The organism is Bradyrhizobium sp. AUGA SZCCT0169, from assembly GCF_018130085.1.
In the GTDB taxonomy this organism is placed as follows: domain Bacteria; phylum Pseudomonadota; class Alphaproteobacteria; order Rhizobiales; family Xanthobacteraceae; genus Bradyrhizobium.
Genome location: NZ_JAFCMC010000051.1, coordinates 1 through 23,868 on the forward strand (window position 1 = coordinate 1; position 23,868 = coordinate 23,868).

The 23,868-nt window shown below is 63.0% G+C and carries 23 protein-coding genes; 11 read left to right on the top strand and 12 right to left on the bottom strand.

The genetic code is table 11. The features are described from left to right. Window positions 1-74 precede the first annotated feature (74 nt). The 3 genes from JQ609_RS32610 to JQ609_RS32620 all read right to left on the bottom strand — a co-directional run bounded on the left by JQ609_RS32610 (window position 75) and on the right by JQ609_RS32620 (window position 2,710). On the bottom strand, window positions 75-869 hold the full coding sequence (locus tag JQ609_RS32610; protein ID WP_212276730.1) for an enoyl-CoA hydratase/isomerase family protein: 795 nt from the start codon (window positions 867-869) through the stop codon (window positions 75-77). An 87-nt stretch (window positions 870-956) separates the two neighbouring features. Then, complete coding sequence (locus JQ609_RS32615) at window positions 957-1,451, bottom strand: aromatic-ring-hydroxylating dioxygenase subunit beta (RefSeq protein WP_212208332.1); 495 nt, start codon at window positions 1,449-1,451, stop codon at window positions 957-959. Beyond that, a complete protein-coding gene (locus tag JQ609_RS32620; RefSeq protein WP_212276731.1) occupies window positions 1,451-2,710 on the bottom strand; it encodes a Rieske 2Fe-2S domain-containing protein in 1,260 nt (419 codons plus the stop codon). The genes JQ609_RS32615 and JQ609_RS32620 overlap by 1 nt, the downstream gene beginning before the upstream one ends. A gap of 166 nt (window positions 2,711-2,876) precedes the next feature. Here JQ609_RS32620 and JQ609_RS32625 point away from each other — a divergent pair, with 166 nt between their 5' ends. Then, on the top strand, window positions 2,877-4,064 hold the full coding sequence (locus tag JQ609_RS32625; RefSeq protein WP_212276732.1) for an enoyl-CoA hydratase-related protein: 1,188 nt from the start codon (window positions 2,877-2,879) through the stop codon (window positions 4,062-4,064). A gap of 758 nt (window positions 4,065-4,822) precedes the next feature. Here the strand turns inward: JQ609_RS32625 and JQ609_RS32630 are convergent. From JQ609_RS32630 to JQ609_RS32640, 3 genes are all read right to left on the bottom strand, one after another. After that, complete coding sequence (locus tag JQ609_RS32630; protein WP_212276733.1) at window positions 4,823-6,040, bottom strand: ABC transporter substrate-binding protein; 1,218 nt, start codon at window positions 6,038-6,040, stop codon at window positions 4,823-4,825. A 148-nt stretch (window positions 6,041-6,188) separates the two neighbouring features. Beyond that, window positions 6,189-6,587: a hypothetical protein gene (locus tag JQ609_RS32635; protein WP_212276734.1), complete on the bottom strand. Its 399-nt coding sequence runs from the start codon at window positions 6,585-6,587 to the stop codon at window positions 6,189-6,191. Between the two features lie 93 nt (window positions 6,588-6,680). Then, window positions 6,681-7,688, bottom strand: a complete 1,008-nt coding sequence (locus JQ609_RS32640) for an amidohydrolase family protein (RefSeq protein WP_212276735.1) — start codon at window positions 7,686-7,688, stop codon at window positions 6,681-6,683. Window positions 7,689-7,918: 230 nt separating this feature from the next. Between JQ609_RS32640 and JQ609_RS32645 the strand changes: the two genes are divergently transcribed. The 9 genes from JQ609_RS32645 to JQ609_RS32685 all read left to right on the top strand — a co-directional run bounded on the left by JQ609_RS32645 (window position 7,919) and on the right by JQ609_RS32685 (window position 15,241). Then, window positions 7,919-9,106, top strand: coding sequence for an FAD-dependent oxidoreductase (locus tag JQ609_RS32645; protein ID WP_212276736.1), 1,188 nt, complete (start codon window positions 7,919-7,921; stop codon window positions 9,104-9,106). A gap of 31 nt (window positions 9,107-9,137) precedes the next feature. Further along, entirely contained in the window at window positions 9,138-10,409 is a 1,272-nt protein-coding gene (locus tag JQ609_RS32650) for a Rieske 2Fe-2S domain-containing protein (RefSeq protein ID WP_212276737.1), read from the top strand. Continuing rightward, window positions 10,406-10,912: an aromatic-ring-hydroxylating dioxygenase subunit beta gene (locus tag JQ609_RS32655; RefSeq protein WP_212208324.1), complete on the top strand. Its 507-nt coding sequence runs from the start codon at window positions 10,406-10,408 to the stop codon at window positions 10,910-10,912. The genes JQ609_RS32650 and JQ609_RS32655 overlap by 4 nt, the downstream gene beginning before the upstream one ends. Window positions 10,913-10,926: 14 nt before the next feature. Beyond that, complete coding sequence (locus JQ609_RS32660; protein WP_212208323.1) at window positions 10,927-11,688, top strand: SDR family oxidoreductase; 762 nt, start codon at window positions 10,927-10,929, stop codon at window positions 11,686-11,688. An 8-nt stretch (window positions 11,689-11,696) separates the two neighbouring features. Next, complete coding sequence (locus tag JQ609_RS32665; RefSeq protein ID WP_212208322.1) at window positions 11,697-12,011, top strand: non-heme iron oxygenase ferredoxin subunit; 315 nt, start codon at window positions 11,697-11,699, stop codon at window positions 12,009-12,011. Window positions 12,012-12,013: 2 nt separating this feature from the next. Next, complete coding sequence (locus JQ609_RS32670; protein ID WP_212208321.1) at window positions 12,014-12,697, top strand: TetR/AcrR family transcriptional regulator; 684 nt, start codon at window positions 12,014-12,016, stop codon at window positions 12,695-12,697. After that, window positions 12,694-13,590, top strand: a complete 897-nt coding sequence (locus JQ609_RS32675; protein WP_212276738.1) for a VOC family protein — start codon at window positions 12,694-12,696, stop codon at window positions 13,588-13,590. The genes JQ609_RS32670 and JQ609_RS32675 overlap by 4 nt, the downstream gene beginning before the upstream one ends. Beyond that, window positions 13,587-14,447, top strand: a complete 861-nt coding sequence (locus tag JQ609_RS32680; RefSeq protein WP_212208319.1) for a VOC family protein — start codon at window positions 13,587-13,589, stop codon at window positions 14,445-14,447. The genes JQ609_RS32675 and JQ609_RS32680 overlap by 4 nt, the downstream gene beginning before the upstream one ends. 86 nt (window positions 14,448-14,533) lie before the next feature. Further along, a complete protein-coding gene (locus JQ609_RS32685) occupies window positions 14,534-15,241 on the top strand; it encodes an SDR family oxidoreductase (protein WP_409411218.1) in 708 nt (235 codons plus the stop codon). A gap of 29 nt (window positions 15,242-15,270) precedes the next feature. On the opposite strand, the gene JQ609_RS32690 is transcribed toward JQ609_RS32685, so the two are convergent. The 5 genes from JQ609_RS32690 to JQ609_RS32710 form a co-directional block, all read right to left on the bottom strand. After that, the gene (locus tag JQ609_RS32690; protein WP_212276740.1) at window positions 15,271-16,239 is read right to left on the bottom strand and encodes a tripartite tricarboxylate transporter substrate binding protein; all 969 of its coding nucleotides are present in this window, start codon (window positions 16,237-16,239) and stop codon (window positions 15,271-15,273) included. A 62-nt stretch (window positions 16,240-16,301) separates the two neighbouring features. Then, window positions 16,302-17,507, bottom strand: coding sequence for a CaiB/BaiF CoA-transferase family protein (locus JQ609_RS32695; protein ID WP_212276741.1), 1,206 nt, complete (start codon window positions 17,505-17,507; stop codon window positions 16,302-16,304). A gap of 12 nt (window positions 17,508-17,519) precedes the next feature. After that, a complete protein-coding gene (locus tag JQ609_RS32700) occupies window positions 17,520-19,757 on the bottom strand; it encodes an acyl-CoA dehydrogenase (protein WP_212276742.1) in 2,238 nt (745 codons plus the stop codon). 6 nt (window positions 19,758-19,763) lie between these two features. Next, complete coding sequence (locus tag JQ609_RS32705; protein WP_312014924.1) at window positions 19,764-20,573, bottom strand: enoyl-CoA hydratase-related protein; 810 nt, start codon at window positions 20,571-20,573, stop codon at window positions 19,764-19,766. Between the two features lie 50 nt (window positions 20,574-20,623). Next, window positions 20,624-21,490: a FadR/GntR family transcriptional regulator gene (locus JQ609_RS32710; RefSeq protein ID WP_212276743.1), complete on the bottom strand. Its 867-nt coding sequence runs from the start codon at window positions 21,488-21,490 to the stop codon at window positions 20,624-20,626. 82 nt (window positions 21,491-21,572) lie between these two features. On the opposite strand from JQ609_RS32710, the gene JQ609_RS32715 reads away from it, so the two are divergent. After that, a complete protein-coding gene (locus JQ609_RS32715) occupies window positions 21,573-22,712 on the top strand; it encodes an acyl-CoA dehydrogenase family protein (RefSeq protein ID WP_212276744.1) in 1,140 nt (379 codons plus the stop codon). Here the strand turns inward: JQ609_RS32715 and JQ609_RS32720 are convergent, their stop codons facing one another. Then, the gene (locus JQ609_RS32720; protein ID WP_312014925.1) at window positions 22,713-23,864 is read right to left on the bottom strand and encodes a CaiB/BaiF CoA-transferase family protein; all 1,152 of its coding nucleotides are present in this window, start codon (window positions 23,862-23,864) and stop codon (window positions 22,713-22,715) included. Window positions 23,865-23,868 lie beyond the last annotated feature (4 nt).

The window sequence follows — 23,868 nt, forward strand, 5'->3', positions numbered from 1 at the left end:
TCCAGCCAGCATGGTGAATCAGAAACCTACTGATTTGGGAATCCCAAATCGATTCAACCTAACTCCATCCCGCTTTAGCGTCCCGTAAAGATAGGCTTGCGCCGCTCGATCACGGCGGCGAGCCCTTCCCGCGCGTCGGCCATGCCAGACAGCTCGGACACGGTGCGCGCTTCCTCGGACAGGCATTGCTCGATGCTGGTACCGGTCCCGGCCCAGACCAGCCGCTTGGTCGCGGCCAGCGCTTTCGGTGCGCCCGCCGCCAGTTCCCGCGCCATGGCGAGCGACGCCTCGGCCAGCTCGGCATCCGGAACGACCTTGGTGACGATGCCGATTTCCAGAGCTTCCGCCGCCGATATCACCGGATTTGTGAGTAGGATCGACATCGCCCGGCGCAAACCCACCAGCCGCGACAGCGTAACGGAGACGCCCGCGTCAGGCGCCATCGCGACTCGCGTCGCGCCTGCGAGGAATTTGGCGGATTCGCCTGATATGACGATGTCGGACGCGCAGACGAGGCCGAAGCCGCCGCCACCTGCCGCAAATCCCTGCACTGAGGTAATCACCGGCGCCTCCAGCCGCAGCAATCCCGTCACCGCGTTCTGCAGATATGCCGTGGCTTGCCTGATGTAGTCAGGAAGCTTCTCGCCCTTCGATGCAAACGCTCTGATATCACCGCCCGCGCAAAAATTCGTGCCCTCCCCACTCAGCAGCAGCACGCGCAAATCCGGCTGACTATGGCAGACCATGATGGCGTCGCACAGCGCGCTGAGCAATTCAGCACTCATGCCATTGGCGGCATCGGGACGGTTGAGCCGCAGCCGCGCGATGCCGCCTGAGATATCGAGCAGAACGGGGCCTTTATCGATCATGGCAATTTTCCGCCTTTGGCTAGATTCTTTTTTTGACGCATTTTCTTCACGCGAACCGGATTCCACTTCGCTTGAAAACGCTCCGCTCTAGATGAGGAACGAGAGCGTAAACAGCGCTTTCTCGTTGTTGACCAGGATCACCTTCTTGTACGCCATCCGCAGCTCGCCATCGACGTAACGCAGCCGGTATTCGTTGCGGGCGGCCCAAATCGTGTCGTCGCGCAGACTGGATTCGAACACCATGCTGTTGCTGGCGACCGAGATATCGCCGCCGGCCTGCTCGTCCAGCAATTCGATGTTGGAGACGAGCCGCCGCAGCCGCGATTGCGGCGTCTGGGTGTGGCGCTTGCCGGTCAGCAACTGCTTGATGCGGAGCGAAATGCGCGAACGATTGTCGTAAATGATCGACATTTCCTTTTCGGGGTCGATATCGTCGCCATTGGCCGGAACCCAATAAACGCCGTCATCGGTCCAGAGCGCCTCCCAGGCCTCATACGCGTGCTCGTCCTGCAGCCGCGCCTCCTTGTAGATGAAGGCCGTTACCGCGCTCGCCAGCGTTGCGCTGCTGTCACGCGACAGCATCACACCGCCTCCATCAGACTGCGATAGTGCCGCCAGATGCCGCGCGACGGGATTTCATCGGTGACGTGGCCGACCTTGAAGCCGAGTTCGTCCTGGCGCTCGCGATTCGCGCCGCGGCCGAGGAAAATCCATTCGGGGTTGCGCGCCAGCACGCCGCGATGGCAACGCTCGTACATCTCTGAATCGTCGGCGAGCAGCAATCCAGCGGGACCGACCGATCCCATGGTCTGCTGGCGCAAACGCCGATTCATGTCCGGCGCCCCCTTGAACTGCAACGCGGTGACATGCTGCACGCTGTCGTCGACCGCGAGCGGCTGGATCACGAACATCTGGATTTCGGCGATGAACAGGTTCGGAAAGATCATCACATGCGGCGTGCCGTCGATCATGATCTCGCGCGCCTTCTGGTCGCCATAGGCCGCCTTCATCCGCGACGTATACTCCGGCAGCCGCTCTTCGGTGGTGCCGAACCAGCTCATCGGCGCGTCGCGCTTGCGAAATTCGGGCCGCAAATCGATCTCGGTATGGCCGTTGCCGTAGTCACGCGTCACCGCCGTCGAGGCGCCGCCATAGAGCTTGCCGATCGCGCTGTCGGCGACACCGAAGATCGAGGAATGCACAAAGGCCGGATGATAGCCGTCGCATTCGTTCTCCAGGATGAATTTCCAGTTGGCCTTGACGCGATGCTTGAGGAAGCCCGCGGTAACCTCGACCTCCCCCTCCGGCGAGAAACGAACCAGACGATCGATGGTTTCGGCCGCACCGCCGAGATGCTCTTCCAGATCAGGGCCTTCGGCGGCAAACGAGCCGAACACAAAGCCGCGATAGGATTGCACCCGCGTCACGCGCCCCAACGCCAGCTTTGACTTGTCCTGGCCTTCATAACCGTCGGGAAAGGCGTAGCCGACCAGACGGCCGTCATTGGCGAAGGTCCAGGAATGGAACGGGCATGTGAACGAACGCGCGTTGCCCTTGTCATAGGAGCAGACCTGATTGCCGCGATGCGAGCAGCGATTGAGCAACAGATTGACCTTGCCCTGTTCGTCGCGGGTCATGATAACCGATTGCGGCCCGATCGACTTGACGACGTAGTCGTTCGCGTTCGGGACCTCGCTCTCATGCCCGACATAGACCCAGGTGCGGTACCAGATGTTCTGCAATTCGGCTTCGAAGATCGCGGGGTCGCTGTAGAGCGAGCCATGCACCCGATCCGGCCGGATCAATTCGCCCCACTGCGACGCGCGCGGCACGACGTTCATCGCTGCACCTCCCGTTGGCTGCCCAGGGCTTCTCTTGCGGAAACCTGCGGCTTGGGCTAAAAATAATCCGACTGACCGTTCGAATAATAGCACCGGCGCTTGGCGGCTTCAAGGGAATTTTCCGTTCAGCCGCGAGAACAGCGAATTTGCTAGGAGGATCATAGGAATGGAAGAAGTCAGCCCAGCCGATCTGGCCCGCGCGCTCTACGCCGCGCTCGCCGCTGGCGACCGCGATCAGCTCGACGCGCTGTTGCATCCGGAATTCACCGGCCGCACCGCCGAGGGCATGCCGTTCGGCATCGGCGGCGATCATGAAGGACCCGCGGCCATGCGGCGCAATGGTTGGGGAGCCATCGCCCGGCATTTCGAGGCGCGCGCCGAGCCGGAACGGTTTCTCGATCTCGCCGATGGCCGTCTGCTGGTGACCGGCCGTTACCGCGGCCGCGGCAAGCAAGGCGGCGCCGCGCTCAACGCCGCCTTTGCCCATCTAATCGCGATCGACCAGGGGCGCATCAAGTCGCTCGAGCAGTTCACCGACACCGCACGCTGGCATGACGCCGCGGGGCCGCTACGGACCGTGCTGCTTGATTTCGAATTCGGCGTTGCAACCTTGCGGCTGAACCGTCCGGACAAGGGCAATGCAATCGACGAAAGCATGGCCGCGGATCTCGCCGAAGCTGCAACACAGATTGCGGAAAGGCCGGATGTCCGCGCCGTGCTGATCGCCGGCAACGGGCCGAATTTTACGGTCGGCGGCGACCTCGGCCTGTTCGCAGGAACCGCACGCGAGCAATTGCCAAACCGGCTGCGCCGCATGATCGACAGCTATCATCTGGCCATCGAGAGACTGACCAGCATCGACGCGCCTGTTGTCGCCGCGGTGCGCGGCGGCGCGGGTGGCGGCGGATTGGGCCTGCTCTACGCCGCCGACATTGTCGTGGCCGCCGACGACGCGCGATTTGCGCTGGGTTATGGGGCGCTCGGCCTGACTGCCGATGGCGGCAACACCTGGTTCCTGCCGCGCATGGTCGGGATGCGACGCGTCCAGGAGCTGTTCCTGCTCAACCGTCGCCTCACCGCTCAGGAAGCGCTCGACTTCGGACTGGTATCGCGCCTGGCTCCTGATGATGCCGTCGAGAACCAGGCAGCCGCCCTCGCCGCGACACTTGCCGCAGGTCCGACACGCGCCTTCGGCGCCGTCCGCCGCATGCTGAGGCAGTCATTTGAAACCGGCCTGTCGGATCAGCTCGAAGCTGAAAAAGACTCTATCGTAGCGGCCAGCCGCACGGATGACGCGCAAGAGGGAATCGCCGCCTTCATAGCCAAGCGTCGCCCGCAATTTCGCGGTGGATGAGCAGACCGAACGAACGACAATTCAACATCAGCCCACCACTGACGCCGCAGCGCGTTCAGTTCAGCCCGCTCATATTGGTTGTTGCAAGTTTTTTTGATCTCCCGGTGCACACATCGTGCACCCGCCGCCTTCTAAGCAATTGAAAAACTTGAATTCTCGTTCTCATCCATCATGGGCGCGACGGAAAAGCGATAGTCTTGATATTTCGATATCTTATCTTGCTCTCTCAATGTGATGAAGCACGAACATGTGCGACTCCAAACTGGTCGAAATTCATGCTGGACGGGCGGTTATATTATTTTCGCGAGAATAATATAACCGCCGAGAGGCCCGTCGCCGGCCGCGCGCGAGCCGCGGTCCCTTTTCAGCTGACGGGGCGCACAGCGATCAATTGAGGAGGAAGTCGCTCGCAAACGTGATGTGGCCTGGCATGATGCCCTCGACCAGAGCTCGGAAGTACCAAACCGTACCAGCACGCCGCCCTCGGTATGCTCCGTGATCGTGAGTTTTGTGCGGCGTTCGCGGGGGTGATGCCGGACGCTGAACGACCACGAGATTCCCCGTCACGAGATGAGCCAGCCGGGCGACATCGCCCAACTGGTCGAAACCGCCCTCATGCTGCCGAACAACGTGTCGGTCTCCGAACTGCTCGTCCACTGCCAGTTCGAGCCGATGCTGTAGCGATCGCTTCGACCGTTGCACTTGGGCCGCGCTATATCTTGAAAATGCGATCCAACCGACTGATCAACCGGACGTCATCATTTCGCCGACGCTGACGTTCCAACCTCATCGATCAGCTTCCAGGACGAACCTTCAAATTTCGCCATGCGCAGCGATTCGTAGGGTGCGTAGTCCTGCGGCGTGGTGTTGAGCTGGATTCCGGGCAGCATCATCTTGAGACGCGTGCCCTTCATGCTGGTCGCCTGTTTCAGGAGATTTTCCCGCGTCAGGTCGTCTCCGCACTTCGTAATCGCCTTGACGATACCCTGCACGTTGACATAGCCCGACAGGGCGACGAAATCGCCGGGATTGTCGTTCGGCACCCACTTCTTCATGAACTCCACATACTCCTTCACCTCGGCGTCATCGGCCCAGGCCGGATCACCAGCCTGCTTTGTGAATTGCGTCGTGATGATGCCTTGCGCGTTGTCGAAGCCGGCCGGCTCCAGCACCGTCTTGACTGAATTGGTCGGGCTGGCAAGGAACTGCAGCGGCGTCCAGCCCGTCTCCTTCACCTTGCGCAGGCCTTGCGCAGTGAATTTCGGCGTCGAGAAGTACAGCAACGTGTCGGCGCCGGAATCCTTCAGGCGAACGATCTGGGAGTCGATGGTCGGCTCGGTTATTTCATAGGTCACTTCGGCCACGATCTTGATCTTGTCGCCGAGCCCAGCCTTCAGGCCGACCAGAAAGTCCTTGCCGTAATCATCGTTCTGATACAGCACGCCGATTTTGGCCGCCGGCTTGTGCTTGAGGATGTACTGCCCGAACGTCTTCCCCTCCATCTCGAAGCCCGGATACATCGGCACGGTCCAGGGGAAGTTCTGCGGATCGGCGAAACGCCGGCCGCCGGCAGACACGAAGATGTGAGGCACCTTGGCGCCGTTCAGATATTTCTGGATCGCGACATTCGGTGTGCTGCCCACGGTACCGACATCGGCCAGCACCTCGTCATTCTCGACCAGTTTTCGGGTCTGTTCGATTGCCTTCGGCGGGCTGAAGGCGTTGTCGAGCGAGATCATGTTGATCTTGCGGCCGTTGATGCCGCCCGCCTCGTTGACCATCTTGAAATAGCCGGTCATCACGCGGCCGTAGCTGGAGAACGCCGATGCCGGCCCGCTATAGGGCACGGTCTGGCCGAGCTTGATCTCGGTGTCGGTGACGCCGGGCCCGTACTTCTTCTCGGCGGCCGACAGATCACCGGTCGTTGCGACGGCCATCACGGCAACCGCGGCTATCAATCCAAATTTCCGGATCATGCTCCCCTCCCGTGTAGCCCGCTTGAACGGATCTCAATTTAACGGTACACTAGCATACTATTTTTTACCTTACAAGCAAGTTAGCCGGTTTCTTTTGTCACGGGCCCGTAGGTAGCGGTGTCGGCGCGCATCAGCACGGCCTACCCTTCTACTCGCACGCCCTGGATTCGCCTTTGGTTTCCTGCAGTTCAATCCGGTCGATCTGCGCGAACAATTCATCCGCAATATCAAGATCGGTTGCGAAGTTCATGGGATCGGCGTGGCCGCAGATCACGTCGGCGAAATGCCAGGTCGCCACAGCCACCACCCGGTCCTTTGCCATCATCGCGATCTTGAGCGGATGCCTGGCGCCGACACCGCGTGCGGTCTGGTAGCCGTCAGCGATGCAATAGAGTTCGACTCGCATTTTCCCGGTCGCTACCGCCTGGATCGAAACCTCGATGTCGCAAAAGCCGAACGCGGGATCGTCGCGCGAGCCCTCCGCATAGAAGTAAAATGCACCGATTTTGCCATGCGCGCACGGACCCAATGCGCGGTCGCGCGGCACCTGCGGGTCCGGCCTTGCCGGCGTACGCGGCGGGAGAAGCCCAAGCGAACAGAATTGACGATAGGAATAACAGGTAGCCAGAACAGCCTCCCCTCACATTCGCTTCAAGCCGGGGGCCCTGATGTCGAGACCCAACAAGCCCTTTGCATTGCTCATAAACGTTTCACGCGCGAGGCCCAGCGCCCGCTCGGCAAACTCGACCGGCCGATCCTGTTTGATCATGAACGGATAGTCCGACCCGGCCACAATGCGGTCCTTGCCGACCTTGGTCACCAGATAGTCCAACGCGACATCGTCATAGAGGATGGTGTCGTAGTAGAACGACTTCACCATCTCGCCGGGATCGCGCGGAAATAGGCTATTTAGCGGCGGTCCGATACTCCGGGCGTGCCGCAGCCGTGGCAGGATCCAAGGCAGCGCGCCGCCGCCATGGCTGAGCAGGATCCGCAGATCTGGGAAGCGCTCAGTCACACCGTTGGTCATCAGCGACACGGCGGCAAAAGCGGTTTCGAGCGGAAATGCAGCGACCGCCGCCAGCTCGGGCCGGCCACCCATGCGGTCGAGACCGAGCGGGTGCAGCGGATGGACCATCACCAGCAGCCCCGCCTGCTCGGCCGCGGCATAGATATCGTGCAGCCTGATATCGCCGAGCGGAATACCGTTGATGTGGCTGCCGATCTCGATGCCGCGCAGGCCGAGAGATTTGATCTCTTCCAGCCGTTTGACGGCGAGAGACGCATCCTGCATCGGCGCCATGCCGATGCCGATGAATTTCCTGGGGTTCGCATGGCAGAGTTCAGCGATGCCCTCATTGATACACCGGCACAACGCGTCGGCATCCGCGGCCGGAAACCAGTGCGACAGCAGTTCCGGCATTGGCGAGACGACCTGCACGTCGACATCGTCGGCCGACATGTCATGGATGCGGCGGTTGGCGTCCCAGCTTCGGGAATCGATGACGCGGAACACCTTGCCGCCGACCATCACCGCGGCCCCATCCGCGCCCTTGCGTTCGATCGACGGCCAGAGCGGATTGCGCCCGGCGTGCTGCGGAATGCTGCCGGGAACGAAATGAGTATGAGTATCGATGGCCTCGGCCACAACGCGCTTCCTCGATATTGTCATGCACCGCACTAATTCCGCACATTCTCCGGGCGGAACCTGCGATGTCACTTTACAAGCAGGTTGGACTGTTTTTAATATGGATGCAATCGAAGAATGGACGGCAGGGTTTTGCGAACCTCGCTCGACCGGCTTTATGAAAACGGCGCGACGATCAAGATCGCGTCAGGGAGCGAAAGCGGAAATTGTCGGCGCCAATCGAAAACATCGTGATTGCAGGAGCAGGCCAGGCCGGGGGCCGTGCAGCGGAAGCGTTGCGCGCCCGCGGCTTTCAGGGCGCCATCACCATGCTCGGCGAAGAGCCCCACCCGCCCTACGAGCGGCCGCAATTGTCCAAGGCGATGCTGCACAGCCCGGGAGTGGCGGTTGCCTATCTCAAACAGACCCAGGATTGGAGCGACGTCCTGAACGTTCGGCTCGAAACCGGTGCGGCAGTAACCGATTGCGACGCCGACCGCCGCACGGTTACCACGGCCGATGGCCGTTTGTTCGCCTACGATCGCCTGCTGATCGCGACGGGAACGCGGCCTCGCCGGCTTGCTGCACTGGAAAACCCGGGCCTTGAAATTCAGTACCTGCGCAACGTCGAGGATGCGCTGCGCTTTCGCAAATCCGTTCAACATCAATCCCGGATCGTGATCGTCGGCGGCGGCGTGATCGGGCTGGAGGCGGCCTGCGCAGCGGCCAGGAATGGATGTCGTGTCACGGTGATCGAGAGCGAGCCGCGCTTGCTGGCCCGGGCATTCCCGCCGCTCGTCAGCGACATCGTCGCCGCCAGCCATCGCAGCCATGGCGTCAACTTCATCTTTGGCGCGACCGTCACCGGAAGTACGCCTGATGGCGTTCAGCTCAGCAATGGCGAAGAAATCGAAGCGGATCTGGTGCTGATCGGCATTGGCGTCGAACCGGTGCCGACGGTCGCGGAACGGCTTGGTTTGCCGTCGCAAGTCGGAATCGCCGTCGATGCCTGCGGCCGCACCGCGGCCTCAGGCGTATTCTGCGCCGGCGATGCCGCCCTGCAATGGAGACGATGTCACGGCCGCGCGATCCGTGTCGAGACCTGGGCCAATGCGCAGAACCAGGCGATTTCGGTGGCGGCGAACATGATCGGCGAGGCCAGAGAATACAGCGACCCGCCCTGGTTCTGGACCGACCAGTATGACCTGAACATTCAGGTCGCCGGTGACATGCTCGACAGCGACCACATCGTCCGCGGCGATGAACGTTCTGGAAAATTCTCGGTTGTAGCGATGCGCGGCTCGGAAGTGGTCGGCGCGCTGTCGGTCAATGCCGCCAAGGAGATGGCCATGCTCAAGCGTGTAATCGCAGCGAACGCCAAGCCGTCACGTGCCGACCTTGAATCGCCCGCCTACGATCTGCGGGCCGCCTTGAAATGAAAAGCAAAGAAATTTCCAGGGAGAAACAGCAATGAACGCGTTCCAACGGATGAATACCGCGCTCATGATCGATGAAGGCAAGAAGATATTCAAGGTTTCGCGCCGGGCCTTTGTCGATCCCGATATTCTGGAGGCCGAGCGGGCGCAGATCTTCGACAAATGCTGGCTCTACCTCGGCCATAGCTCCGAACTCGCCAAGCCCGGGGATTTCGTCACACGCTCGGTCGGGGGGCGGAACATCCTGTTCGCGCGCGATGGCAAGGGCAATCTCAAGGCGATGCTCAACACCTGCCCGCATCGCGGTGCGCAGGTCTGCCGCGAAAAGCACGGCAGCGCCAAATCCTTCCAATGCTTCTATCACGGCTGGGTATTTGGGCTCGATGGAACGCTGCGCAGCCAGCCTGGCGAGTCCTCCTACGCCGAGGATTTCAAGGAGCGCTCGACCTCCAACATGCAGCAGGTGGCTCGGTTCGAGAGCTACCGCGATCTCAATTTCCTCTGCTTCGACAAGGGCGTCGAAAGTCTCTCGGACTATCTGGGTCCGGTGAAGGAGTATCTCGATGTGATCTGCGATCAGGCCGAGATGGGAATGATCATCGTCGGCGGCACGCAGGAATACTCGATGCGGGCGAACTGGAAGCTGCTGACCGAGAACAGCATCGACGGCTACCACGCGTTGACGACGCATGCGACCTATCTGGACTATCTGAAGTCGGCGACCGGCGCGCTGGCTCAGGTCGCCTTTGAGGGCTCGGCGCGCGATCTCGGCAAAGGACATGCCGTGCTCGAGTACAAGGCGCCGTGGGGTCGCCCCGTCGCGCAATGGATTCCCTCATGGGGCGAAGAAGGAAAACGCGAGCTTACCCGTCTCTATGATGGCCTGGTGAAGCGTTTCGGCAAGGAACGCGCCGATCGCATCGCCACCTTCAACCGCAATCTGTTTATCTTCCCGAACCTGGTGATCAACGACATCATGGCCGTGACGGTGCGAACCTATTATCCCGCCGCGCCCGACTTCATGAACATCAGCGCCTGGGCCCTGGCCCCCAAGGAAGAGACCGAATGGGCGCGGAAGTACCGGCTGTTCAACTTCCTGGAATTTCTCGGGCCCGGCGGCTTTGCAACACCTGACGACGTCGAGGCGCTCGAACAGTGCCAGCGCGGTTTTCGCAACTCCGCCGAGGCGCAGTGGAACGACATTTCGAAAGGCATGAGCAAGGACAACCCGTCCTACGACGACGAATTGCAGATGCGCGCGTTCTGGTCGAACTGGAACGAGCATATTTTCAAGGTGCCGGCATGAGCGACGGAGTAACCGCGATGCACACCATAGCCCGTACCGACGTCGAGGATTTCCTGTTCGCCGAAGCCGAACTGCTGGATGAATGGCGGCTTCCGGAATGGCTGGAGCTGTTCACCGACGACGCGATCTATTATGTCCCGGCGACGGATCTGGCCGTCGACGCTTCGCCCGACAACAACCTGTTCTATGTCGCCGACGACCGCTTCCGTCTCAGCGAGCGGGTCAAGCGCTTGATGAAACGAACCGCGCATGCCGAGTTCCCGCATTCGCGGACACGACACCTCGTCAGCAACGTCCGTATCAGAAAGCATATCGGCGACGATATCGAGGTGAGTTCGGCCTTTATCACCTACCGCACCAAGGATGGCGTCACCGACACGTATTTCGGCAGCAACCGGTATCGTCTGGTGCCCGGCAACGGCACCTTCCGGATCAAGGAAAAGCGCTGCCTCTTGGACAGCGAAGGTCTTCGCGCCCAGGGCCGCGTCAGCATCATTCTGTGAAAGCAAGGCAGGCAATGGATCAAAAGCTCAGGGATAATGTCGCCATCGTCACCGGTGCGGCCAAGGGCATCGGCCTCGCGATCGCCGAGCGGTTGGCGCGGGACGGTGCCAAGCTCGTGCTCGCCGACCTCGACGAGGCCGGGCTGAAACAGGCCGCCGCCCATCTCGGCAAAGAGTTCGGCGCCGAGGTCACCAGCCATGCCGGCGATCTCTCCGATCAGGGCACGGCGGAAAAAACCATCAATCTCGCGAGCGAGCGCTTCGGCCGCCTCGACATCCTCATCAACAACGCCGGCGGCGGCATCATCAGGGCATTCGTCGAACAAACGCCGGAAACCCTGAAAACCACCATCGACCGCAATCTCTGGACCGTGCTGTGGTGCTCCTGGTACGCGGTTCCCAGGATGCGCGAGCAGGCGTATGGCCGCATCATCAACCTCGGCGCCGATTCAGTCCGCAACGGCCTGTGGGATCATGCCGCCTATAACGCGGCCAAGGGCGGCGTTCATGGCCTTACGACAGGCATGGCACGTGAATTCGCCAAGGACGGCATCACGGTCAATACGGTCGCCCCCTGCGCGGTCAACACGCCGCAGATGGTGGCGATCACCAAGAGCAACCCCGCGCTCGCCGCCAAGTTCGTCAGCGTCATTCCCATGGGCCGTCCGGCCGAAATGGAAGAAGTCGCCTCGATGGTTTCCTATCTCGCTTCCGCCGAAGCGTCGTTCGTGACTGGACAGGTCATCAGCGTCAACGGCGGCAGCACCATGCTCTAGGTCTTGATATGGGTGAAACAGTCGTTCTCTGCGCGGCCAATGAAGTGGTCGAAGGTGAAATCAAGCAGGCGCCGCTGCCAGATGGCTCCAACGTGGCGCTCTACCGGGTCGACGGCGCGATCTACGCCACCGCCGACATGTGTACCCATGGCGAGGCGTCGCTTGCGGAAGAAGGCATCATCACCGGGAGGACCGTCGAGTGCACGTTCCACTTCGGCACCTTCGACGTGACCACCGGCGAGCCGACCGGCATGCCCTGCGAGATCGCACTGAAAACATATCCCGTCACTATCGTTGACGGCAACGTTCAGATCGAGGTCTAGAAATGGCGAACCGTCCTGACCGTGTCCCCGCCCCGCTGAAATCCGCGCGCCGCCCGCTCGGCACCGCCCGGCGAAGAACCCAGGCCGAGCGGACCGAGGAAACCCGCACGCGCATCCTCAAGGCCGCTTCCGAACTCATTCGCCGGCGCGGCTACGCCCGCTTTCGGACCGCCGACGTCGCCGCCGAAGCGGGACTTTCCCGTGGGGCGCAGCTTCATCATTTCCCGACCAAGGATTCGCTTGTGGTCGCCACCCTCGAGTACGTCTTCGAGCAAGCCCAGATCCAAAGCCGCCGCCGCGCGGCGGCCGTCAATCGGCCGCGCGACCTGATCGAAGCCGTGATCGAGGACGCGCGCGAGTTCTTCTTCAGCGAGCATTTCCTGGTGGCGATCGACATCGTGCTGTCGACGTCGACCGATCAGGCCGTGCGCAAGCAGATCCTTGATATCTCCCGCAAGGCGCGCCGGCCGGTCGAGACGGCCTGGACCGAAGCGCTGGCCGCGAGCGGCGTGCCGCCGTCGCTGTCAGCCGACATCGTCGCCCTGACGCTCAGTCTGGTGCGCGGCATGGCGCTGCGCACGCTGTGGGACAACGACCCCAAATGGTTCGACGAGCTGTTCGCGGTGTGGCGGCGGATGATCAAGATTTTCCTGGAATCCCAGCATCCGAAGGCGCGGGCGCGATGAACAACGGCCGCACCACCCCCCTGATCACCTCGGTCTGCTACGTGCGCCTCGCCGTCAGCGAGCCGGGCGCCAGCGCACGCTTTGTGTCCGATATTTTCGGCCTGCAACGCGTCGCCGATCAGGATGGCGAAATCGCCTTTCGTTCCGACGACCGGTTTCGCACGGTGAGCCTTGGCCAGAACGCCGCAGATGGCGCCAGCGTCGGGATCGAGGTCTGGGATGATACGGCGCTGGAGGAAATCGGCGGGCGATTGCGCGCACTCGGCTTCACGGTCCAGGAGGCCTCAGCCAGCGAGTGCAAACGCCGGTACGTGCAGTCGGCGCTGCTGACCGAAGACGCATCCGGCAACCGGATCGATCTGGCGGTGCGCCCGACGCGAAGCGGACGGCGTTATTTTCCACCGCGCGATGCCGGCATCGTCGCGTTTCATGGCGTCGGCCTTCGTAGCACCGATCACGCACGCGACCTCGCATTCTGGCGCGCGCTCGGCGCCGAGGTCAGCGACTGGGTCGGCGAGATCGCCTATCTGCGGATCGACGGATTGCACCACCGCATCGCGCTCTATCCGTCGAACCGCAATGGGCTGCTCTATGCGGCGTTCGAGGTCGAGGCGCTCGATCAGATCATGCAGAACAGCTACTTCATGCAGGAAAGCCAGATCAGGATCGTGCAGGGCCCGGGCCGCGAGGCGGCGTCGCGGCAGATGTTCCTGCATGTCGAGGGACCGGACGGCCTGGTCTTCTCCTACGTGAACGGCATGGCGGAACTCGACGGCAAGCCGCGGCTGGCGCGGCAATTCCCGCTTGCTGCCTCCTCGCTCTGCGACTGGGGCAGCGAAAGCAAGGACGTACCGGAACTGAGCGCCGGGCCGATGAACAGGAGAACAACATGATCCAGCTGAAGGATGTGAGCTACGTCCGCCTCGGTTCGCCAGATCTCGAATCGGCCGAGCATTTCGCGACCGCCTGTCTCGGCCTGCAGATTGCCGAGCGCGGCAAGAAGGACCTCTACCTTCGCTCCGACGAGCGTGCGCACACGCTGTGCTACATGGAAGGCGACCCTGATGACCAGACCGTCGGCTTCGAGGTCGAGGACGAGGCGAGCCTGCAGGAAGCGGCCTCAACGCTGGAAGCGCTCGGGCATGCCGTCCACGCAGGGACCGCGCAGGAAGCCGAGCGGCGCAAGGTAAGAGCCTTCATCGGCTTTCGCGATCCGACGGGCAATCACATTGAACTGGTGGTGCGGCCGGAGCGCAGCGGCCGGCGCTATTTCGCCAGCCGCGATGCCGGGATCACCGGCTTCAGCCATATCGGCCTCAACTCCACCGATCCGGCGCGCGACGAGCGGTTCTGGACGCAAGTGTGCAACGCCCGCGTCAGCGACCGGATCGGCGACATTCCGCTGATGCGCGTCAATGCGATCCACCACACCATTGCGCTGGTGCGTGCGCCCAAGGCCGGCATCCAGCACATCAACCACCAGGTCGGGACCAGCGACGACGTGCTGCGCTCCTACTACTTCCTCAATGAGCGGCGCGTGCCGATCGTGTTCGGCCCCGGCCGCCATCCGACCTCAGGCGCGCGCTTCCTCTACTTCATGGGCCCGGACGGCATGATCTTCGAATATTCGGTCGGCGTCGACGAGATCGAAGACGAGGCGACGCACCGGCCGCGGCAATTCGGCTTTGAGCCGACCAGTTTTTGCATGTGGGGCTCCAAACCCGCGGGCATGGCCCTGCCGAACTCCTGATTGGAACAGAACACATGGATCTGGGATTGAAGGGGCGCACCGCGATCGTGTGCGCGGCAAGCCAGGGCCTTGGCAAGGCGAGCGCGATGGCGCTCGCCCGCGAAGGAGTCAACCTCATCATCGCGGCACGCCGCGGGGATGTGCTGGAGAGCGCCGCCAGCGAGGTCGCGGCTGCGACCGGCAACCAGCCCAAAACCGTCATTGCCGATGTGACCACCAAAGAAGGCCGCGACGCCATTCTCGCCGCCTGCCCGGCTCCCGACATTCTCATCAACAATGCCGGCGGACCGCCACCCGGAGATTTCCGCAAGTTCGAGCGTGAGGACTGGATCAAGGCGCTCGATGGCAACATGCTGGCGCCGATCGCGCTGATCAGGGCGACCATCGACGGCATGATCGCGCGCAAGTTCGGTCGCATCGTCAATGTCACCTCACATGCCGTCAAGGCGCCGGTCGCGATGCTTGCACTTTCCAACGGCGCGCGCACCGGCTTGACGGGTTTTGTCGCGGGACTGGCCCGGTCGGTCGCCGAGCACAACGTGACGGTCAACAACCTGCTGCCCGGCACGTTCGATACCGACCGCCTCAAATCCAATCTGGCGGCGCTGGCCCGGAATTCGTCGCGCGAGGTCAGCACCGTGACTGAGGAGATCAGAACAGCCAATCCGACCAGGCGGTTCGGCCATCCCGATGAATTCGGCGCGACCTGCGCGTTCCTGTGCTCGTCGCAGGCCGGTTACATCACCGGGCAAAACATTCTGATCGACGGCGGCGCCTATCCCGGCACCTTCTGATTCGAGCAAGCCCGATTATCTTCGAGCCACTACTCGGTCTTGACGTTGCGATCCTCGATGACCTTGCGCCAGGCGGGAATTTCGGCCGCTATGATGGCGGACAGTTCGGCGGGAGTACTGGTAGCGGCCTCGACGCCGTAGGCCAAGAAGCGGTCGCGCAATTGCGGCATCGCCAGCGTCGTGTTGATGGCAGCGTTGAGCTTGCTGATGATCTCGGGCGGCGTACCCGCGGGAGCCAGCAGCCCGAACCAGGTTTCGACTGAGTATCCCTTCAAGACATTACCGATGGGCGTGGCACCGGGAGCAACGGCGGAGCGCTCGGGCGATGAGACGCCGAGCAGCTTCACCTTGCCGGACCGGATATGCTCGTTCAGCGTGTCGGATGTTGTCGTGAGCAGGATGTCGACCTCGCCAGCGAAGATCGCGAGCGTTGTCGGTGCCTGGCCGCGGTATGGGACGTGGACCATCTGCAGCCCGGCCTGGTTGAGAAAGCGCTCCGTGCTGAGATGTCCGAGCGACCCCGGTCCGGCAGTCGCGTACAGCATCGGCTTGCCCTGCGCCTTGGCGTAGGCAATCAGGCCGGCGGCATCGTTCACCGGCACCTTTTCGCTCGCAACCAGGACCAGCGGCGCTTTGGAGACCAGCGAGACCGGCGCAAAGCTCTTCAGCGGATCGAAATCGACGCCCTTTTGAAGCAGTGGGGCGATCGAGATCGGACCGTTGTTTGCAAACAAAAGCGTGTAGCCATCCGGATCCGCCCGGGCGGCTTCGTTGGCGCCGGTGGTGCCCGCCGCGCCCCCGCGGTTGTCGATAACGAGCGGCTGGCCGAGGAGCTTGGCCATCGGCTCCTGCAGTGCGCGCGCCATGATGTCGGTCGAACCGCCGGCGGGATATGGCACGATGAGCCGGATCGGCCGCGACGGATAATTGTCTGCGGCGGCAGTTCCGGCAAGAACCACAAGCCCGAGCGCAAGAGCCAAGAAATGAAGTCGTTTCACGTCGATCCTCCCATCAGGTCGTCTCTTTTGCTTTTTGATGCAGTCTTTCTCTCCGGCCGGTTCTATTCCGCTGCCGTTCTGGCGAGCTTTCCGAACGCGCCGGAGGCGGCCAGTTTTGCGATTTCATCAGCGGACAGGCCAAGCACGCGTTCGAGCACGTCGTCGCGGTGCGATCCTATGGACGGAATTTCCCGCCCGATCGCACTACGCGCACCCGACATTCGCCACGGCGCGTTGACACCCTTGAACTCGCCGGCGGCGTCAGCGATCGGTGCGAATGTGCTGCGACCGGCGAGATCGGAATCGTTCAGCGCTTCGGCCGGGTCTCGAAAGCGCGCGCAGGGAATGCCGGCCCCGTCGAGCATGGCAAGGCATTCGTCCATTGTGTATTGCATGGTCCATTTTTCGATGACCTGCATCATCGCGGTCCAGTTCGCGCCGCGCGCCGGCACCGATGCGAACCGCGGGTCGGACGAGAGCTCCGGCAGGCCAGTCAGCTCGCGAAGGGCCGCAAAATTGCGCGCCGACACCGGCGCGATCAGGATGTCGCCATCCCCAGTGCGCACGGGCCCGTAGGTCGGCCGCGGCATCGGCCTGGAGAACTGCGCTTCCTGCAGCTCATACACCAAGAGGTTCAGCATGCAGTCCATCAGGGCGACATCGATGCGCTGTCCTTCGCCGGTCCGCGCGCGCTGCACCATTGCCGTCTGAATCGCCGAGAAGCCGAAAATGCCGCCGAGAACATCGGCGACGAACACCGCACCTGCCGCCGGCCGGTCGCGGTCGCCGGCATACCGCATCAGCGTGCGATCGAAGCCGCTTTCGGCATGAACGATCATCGCATAGGCGGCGCGCTCGGCCTGCGGGCCGGTCTGGCCGTAGCCGGAGATCGAGCAATAAATCAGTCCCGGATTGATCTTTCGCAGCGCCTCATATCCGAGACCCAGGCGCTCCATCACACCGGGTCGGAAATTCTCGACCAGGATGTCGGTGTCTTCGACCATACGATGGACGAGCCTGATCGCATCAGGTGATTTCAGGTCGAGCGCGATGCTCCGCTTGCCGGCATTGAGCTGGCCGAAATAGGCGCTGTGGCCGTCCCGCACCGGCGCGCGCAGGCGCATCTCGTCGCCTTCCGGCGGCTCGACCTTGATCACTTCCGCGCCGACATCCGCCAGCAGCCGCGCGCAATAGGGCCCGGCCAGCATGATGGAGAAATCCAGCACCCGCACACCCTTGAGGGGTGATGTCGATGTTTCATCCTGCATGCTGCCTGCCTCCTATCTCGGTAGCCCGAGCCCGCGCTGGGCGATCAGGCTGCGCTGTATCTCGTTGGTCCCGATGCTGATCACCCACATCAGCGAATGCCGCAGGTTCTGTTCAAACCGTCCATTGTCGATCGCGCCCGACATCTGCTCGGAAATCGCGGCGCGCATGCCGAGAATATCGAGCGCCGCCTCGCCGAAGCGTTCCATCAGTTCGCCGGAATAGACCTTGCTGATCGCGCCGTATTCCGGCGGCGTCACGCCGTCGGCCGCGAGTTCGGCGCAGCGCATCATCAGTTGCCGGCCAACTTCGATTTCGCAGGCAAGAGTCGCCATCTTGTCGCGCACGACCGGATCCTGAGCGAGCGGCGGCCGATCGCCTTCGGCCGCCATCACATGCCGGCGCAGTTGCTCGAAGGCATGAGCCACCTTCAGCACGATGCCGCCGCCGACCAGACCGCGCTCGAAGGCGAGCGCGCCCGTCAGGACTTTCCAGCCGCCATTGACCTCGCCGACGATGTTTTCCAGGGGAATGCGAACGTCGTCATAGAAGATGTTGGCAAACGTGCCGTCATACATCGTGCCCGCCGGCTGGATCGTAATGCCCGGCGCATTCATCGGGACGATGAACATGCTGATGCCGGCATGCGGCGGCTTGGCGTTCCTGTCGGTCCGGGCTGCAAGAAACATGTATTGGCCCCACCAGGTCGTGGTCCAGATCTTCTGGCCGTTGATGACCCAGTGCTCGCCGTCTCGCACCGCGCTGGTGCGCAGCGCGGCGAGATCGGAGCCGGCCTGGGGCTCGCTGTAGCCCATGCCGTGCATGGCCTCGCCCCGCAGGATTTCCGGCAGGTATTTCTGCTGCTGCTCCGGCGTGCCGAACATCATTAGCGCATTGGCCTGGATCGACGCGCCGATGCGCGGTGCTTCGCCCTGCTCCATCGTCTCCATGAATGCGATCTGCTCCAACGGAGAACGCCCCTGCCCGCCGAATTCCTTTGGCCAACCGAGGCCGATCCATCCGGTCTTGCCGATATCGCGCGCGAAGCCAGCGTCGAACTCACGCTTTTCAAACGGCTGTTCGTCGAACCTCGCCTTCCTGTCTCCCGACCAGTTCTGATCGAGCCATCGCCACACCTGGTCGCGGAGCTCGTTGCCGGCCGGACCGAGATCGTAGTGCGGCAGCGGCGCGCCGCCACGATCCAGCAAGTACGAAGCCAGCCGCCGCCGCGCCTCGGGCGCACCGCCGAGCGCGACCGTGTCCAGGTGCACGCGCTTGAAATGTCGCGCGGCCTCGTGCTCTTCGGCATAGCCAATGGCGCCGAAAATATGCTGGGTCTCGAGCGACACGCGCCGCAGCGCGTCGCCGCCAAAGGCGACCGCGCAGTCGGCGAAATAGCGCCAGTTGCGATCGCCGATGTCATGCAGTCTGCCCGCATGATCCACGATGAGGCTGACGCCTTCGAGCGCAATGAGGCCATTCGCAAGCTTGTGCTGAATCGCCTGGAACTTTGCGATTGGTTGCCCGAACTGGTGACGCTCCTTGGCATAGTCCACGGCCAGCTCGAACGCCCGCCGGGCCGCGCCATATGCCCGCCCCAGCAATGCTACCTGGGCCTTGAGGCTGATATCGTCGAGATTGGCGCCCTCAAGCGGAAGCAGCGTCAGCGGCGCCGAGTCCAACCGCACCTCGCAGAGCCCCCAAGCGCCCATGGCGCGCGTCGGCGTGAGGACAATGCCTGATGCATCCAGTTGAACGAGGGCGAGATGGGACGCATCAACGGCCACGAGAAGATGTGTGGCACCGGCCGCCTCGACGAAACGAAGCACGCCTGTTGCGCACGAGCCGTCAATCCGGATCGATCCTGCGCCCACATCAGGGTCGCGGGCGCCGAAGGAGAAAGCAGCCACCACCGTGCCGGCATGCAGCTTTTGCAGCAGCTCCACCGCGGCATCCGCCCGCGAGCCCGAGAGCGCAAGGTTGGCCAGCGCGGCGGACCACATCGGCGCCGGACACGTGGCACGGCCAAGTTCTTCCATCGCCACCAGGATTTCGCGAAGGCCGCCTTCGTCAGGGCCAGAACCGAGCGCAGCTACCCCCTGCCCGATGAGCTTGCCCCAGATCGCCGAGATATCGTCCGGGGACGGGCGTTCCGTGCCACCGCCCGCGGCCCAATGCGCTTCGAGAAACCCGCGCAGGGAATCCCGCAGCATCTCGGCGATATCGTCGCTCGGAGGCCCGGCCGCATCCATGAGAGATTATGCCTTGCCGTATTTCGGCTTGCGCTTCTCCTTGAACGACATGGTCGCCTCTTTGTGGTCGGCGGTCTCGAACGTCACCTGCTCGAGCGCCATCGAGGCCTCCAGCATCATATTCACGCGGTCCTTGATGACCTGGTTGATCGACAGCTTGGTCCAGCGAATGGCCCAGGTCGGGCCGTTGGCTAGCTCAATCGCGATTTCGCGGGCCTTGGCGAGCACCTCCGCACGCGGCGCAACGTGGTTGACCAGCCCGATCCGCTCAGCCTCCGCGCCTTTCAGGAGCGTGCCGCGGATCAGGTACTCCTTGGCCTTGTTGATGCCGATCAGCAGCGGCCAGATCACGGTGCCGCCGTCGCCGGCGACGAGCCCGACGCGCGAGACGTGGGTATCGCCGATGCGCGCGTCTTCCGCCATCACCGTGATGTCGCAAAGAAGCGCGTGGGTCGCGGCGAGGCCGATGGCGTCGCCGTTGATCGCTGCAATGATCGGCTTGTCGAGCTCGAGCTGGCGGGTCACGCCACGGCGGCTGATCATGGGGTCGTGGACTTCACCCTCTTCGAGGACGTCGCCGCCCGGCCGCTCCGACATCGCTTTCACGTCGCCACCGACGCTGAAGAAGTCGCCCGCCCCGGTCAGCACCACGACATTGACGGCGTGATCGTCAGCCAGATCGTCCCAGATGGTCCGGAGTTCGCGGATCAGCTTCTGATTGATGGCGTTGCGTGCTTGCGGCCGGTTCAAGGTCACGGTCGCGACCTTGTCCGCAACCTCGACCGACAGGCATTCGTATCTGGCATAGTAGGACACATTTTCCTCCGTTGTTATGATTGTTCGAGCGTGGATCGAGCCACCCTCTGTTATCTGCGCATTCCGGGCTGCACCTCCGCCAACGCGACGTGAAGCGACATCGCGCCGGGGTCCTGCTCCAGCATCCGCTGGACGGATTCCAAATGAGCACGCATCAGGCGCGTCGCCGTCGCAACGTTTCGTTCACCCAGCGCCGCCAGGAATTGCCGCCGCTTTTCCGCCAGCCGCGCCATCGCAACCCCGCTCGACGAGACCTTGGCGTAGACGAAGCGCATGTGAATCTCGGTGACCGAATCCATGATCATGGCGATCACCTTGTTTCCGGTCGACGCAGCGAGCAGCTTGTAGAACTCGCGCGAGCATTCGACACGGTCCAGCAGCCGCCCCTCCCGCGTCGCATCCTCGGTGCGCCGGATATTGGCCTCTAGCGCGTCGAGATCGGCTTTCCGCGCGTTGGCACAGGCCAGCCGCACCACGAGATCGAGCACGTGAACGCGTGCTTCGGACAATTCCCGGACCGAAATCGTGCCGAGAGACAGCATATCGCGCATGACGCCGTTCATGCGGCTGGTATCGCCCTCCTGAATGAAGGCCCCGCCCTTGACGCCCTTCTGCAGCCGAAGCACGCCGGCCATCTCGAGGCTGCGCAAGGCCTCGCGCAGGACGTTGCGGCTGACGCCGAGCTGCTGGGCCAGATCGCGCTCGGGCGGCAGCTTGTCGCCCGGCTTGAGGACGCCGAGCGCAAGCTGCTCGCGGATTCGCTCGCAGATTTCCTCGAACGCACGCCGCGTGTGGATCGGGCGGAATGCCGGCGCCGCCGGCGCTCCAGCCGCGCGGTGATCGGGGGTGCGCTCCCGCCGGTTGGGCGTCGATGACCTGGGGCGGGCGGGCGTGCGAGGGCTTGACTTGGTGCTCATGCGATGAATTATTAAATGGATCACCCATTCAATGGAAGTCTCTTTTTGGCTTCCGGCAAGAAAAGATGACCCAGGGATCAACATGAGCTTCACCGAGGAGCAGATCGCGTTTCGCGACACCGTGCGGAAAATGGTCGCAAAGCACGTCGCGCCGATCGCGGCCGAGATCGACGAGACCGACCGTTTCCCGCTCGAACTCGTAAAGCTGTTCGGCGAGATGGGGCTGATGCAGCTCTGGGTGCCGGAACGCTATGGCGGCCCGAACGGCAACCTGACCATGGCCTGCCTCGCCCGGGAAGAGATCTCCAGGGTCTCGCCGGCCTGCGCCTCGATCGCGGCGCTCAACACCATGTTCATCATGCCGCTGCTTCACTTCGGCTCCGAGGAGCAGCGCGCCAAATACCTACCCGTTATCGCCAAAGGCGGCGTCGTCACGGCGATCGCGATATCCGAGCCTCAAGCCGGCTCTGACGTCACCGCGATCAACACCCGCGCGCGCAAGGACGGCGACAGCTACGTCCTCAACGGCCGCAAGCAATGGTGCAGCTATGGCGTCGTCGCCGACTACATCGTGGTGATGGCGCGGACCAGCGACGCCGCGGGCGCCGACGGAATCAGCGCCTTCATCGTCGAACCGAAGACGATGTCGGGGGTCTCGTTCGGACGCCACGAGCGCAAGATGGGTTTCCGCGGCGCGCCGAACACGCCGATCTTCTTCGACAATGTCCGTATCCCTGCGGAGAATTTGGTCGGGGAAGAAGGCAAGGGTTTTAGGGCATCGATGCGCGCGCTCGACCTCAACCGGCCGACCATCGGTGCTCAGTCCGTCGGGTTGGCCCAGGGCGCGCTCGACGCGTGCGTTGCCTACGCCAAGGAGCGCAAGCAGTTCAAGAAGGCGATCTCGGAGTTCCAGGGCGTGCAATTCATGCTGGCCGACATGGCCATGCAGATCGAGGCGGCGCGTGCCCTCGTCTATGAATGCGCCCGGGCCGGCGACGCCGGTGACTGGAAACGCCTCAACGTGCTCGCCAGCATGGCCAAATGCGTCGGCAGCGACATGGCCATGAAGGTAACAACGGACGCGGTCCAGATATTCGGTGGTTACGGCTACACCATGGACTATCCCGTCGAGCGCATGATGCGCGACGCCAAGCTGACCCAGATATTCGAAGGCACCAATCAGATCCAGCGCGTGGTCATCGCGCGCGAACTGCTTCGATAGTCACCCTTGCGCCATCGCACCGGTCGCTTCCAACGCTGTGATCTGGTCAGGCGAAATGCCCCAGTCCGCGAGCGCCTGCCGGCTGTCGCGCCCGGGCGCGGGCGTCGGCGTGCGAAGCATGGAAGGCGTGCGGGAAAACCGTGGCGCCGGGCTTGGATGCCGCACTCCGTCAAACCTTGCATAGACCTCACGGATTTGCATCTGCGGATGGCCGGCCGCTTCGTCGATCGTCAATACGGGCGCAAGACAGGCGTCGCGCCCCGCCGCTATCGCCACCCATTCGTCGCGCGTATGCGTTGCGAAGACTTTCGCGAAGCGCTTGCGCATCTGTGGCCACGCCGCGCGATCGTTCTGATCCGGCAGATGTTCTCCATCGATACCCATCACCTTCAGGAGACTGGCGTAGAATTGCGGCTCGATGGCGCCCACCGCGATAAACTTGTCGTCGCTGGTGGCGTAGCTGCCGTAAAACGGCGCGCCACCATCGACGATGTTATCGGCACGCCGCCCGGTCCAGCTGCCCTGCTGCCGGAAAGCCTGGAACGCCGACATCAAATGCGTGACGCCGTCGATCATGGCGACGTCGATCGTTTGTCCGCGGCCCGATTGGCGCGCTTCCATCGAAGCCGCGAGCAGGCCTACGACCAGATACATTGCGCCGCCGCCGAGATCCGCGACCAGATTGAGCGGTGGCGGCGGTGGCCGATCGGCATCTCCCAGGCAATGCAACGCACCCGTCAGCGCGAGGTAGTTGATGTCGTGACCCGCCTCCTGCGCCATCGGCCCCTCCTGCCCCCAGCCCGTCATGCGCGCGTAGACCAGCCCCGGATTGATCCCGTGGCAAATGTCGGGACCGAGCCCGAGCCGCTCCATCACGGAGGGACGAAATCCTTCGATCAGAGCGTCCGCTCCGGCCACGAGATCCAGCACGGCCGTCACGGCCTGCGGTTGCTTGAGGTCGAACGCGACCGAGCGCTTGTTGCGATTGTAGAAGTCGAAGCGCGGCGGCAAATCCGGCTCGACGCCCGGTTTGGCGATGCGATCGATCCGCAGGACGTCGGCGCCGAGATCGCCGAGCAGCGCTCCAGCGAATGGCGCAGGCCCGATCCCGCCCATCTCGATGACGCGAAAGCCGTTCAGCGGTCCCGTCACGGTG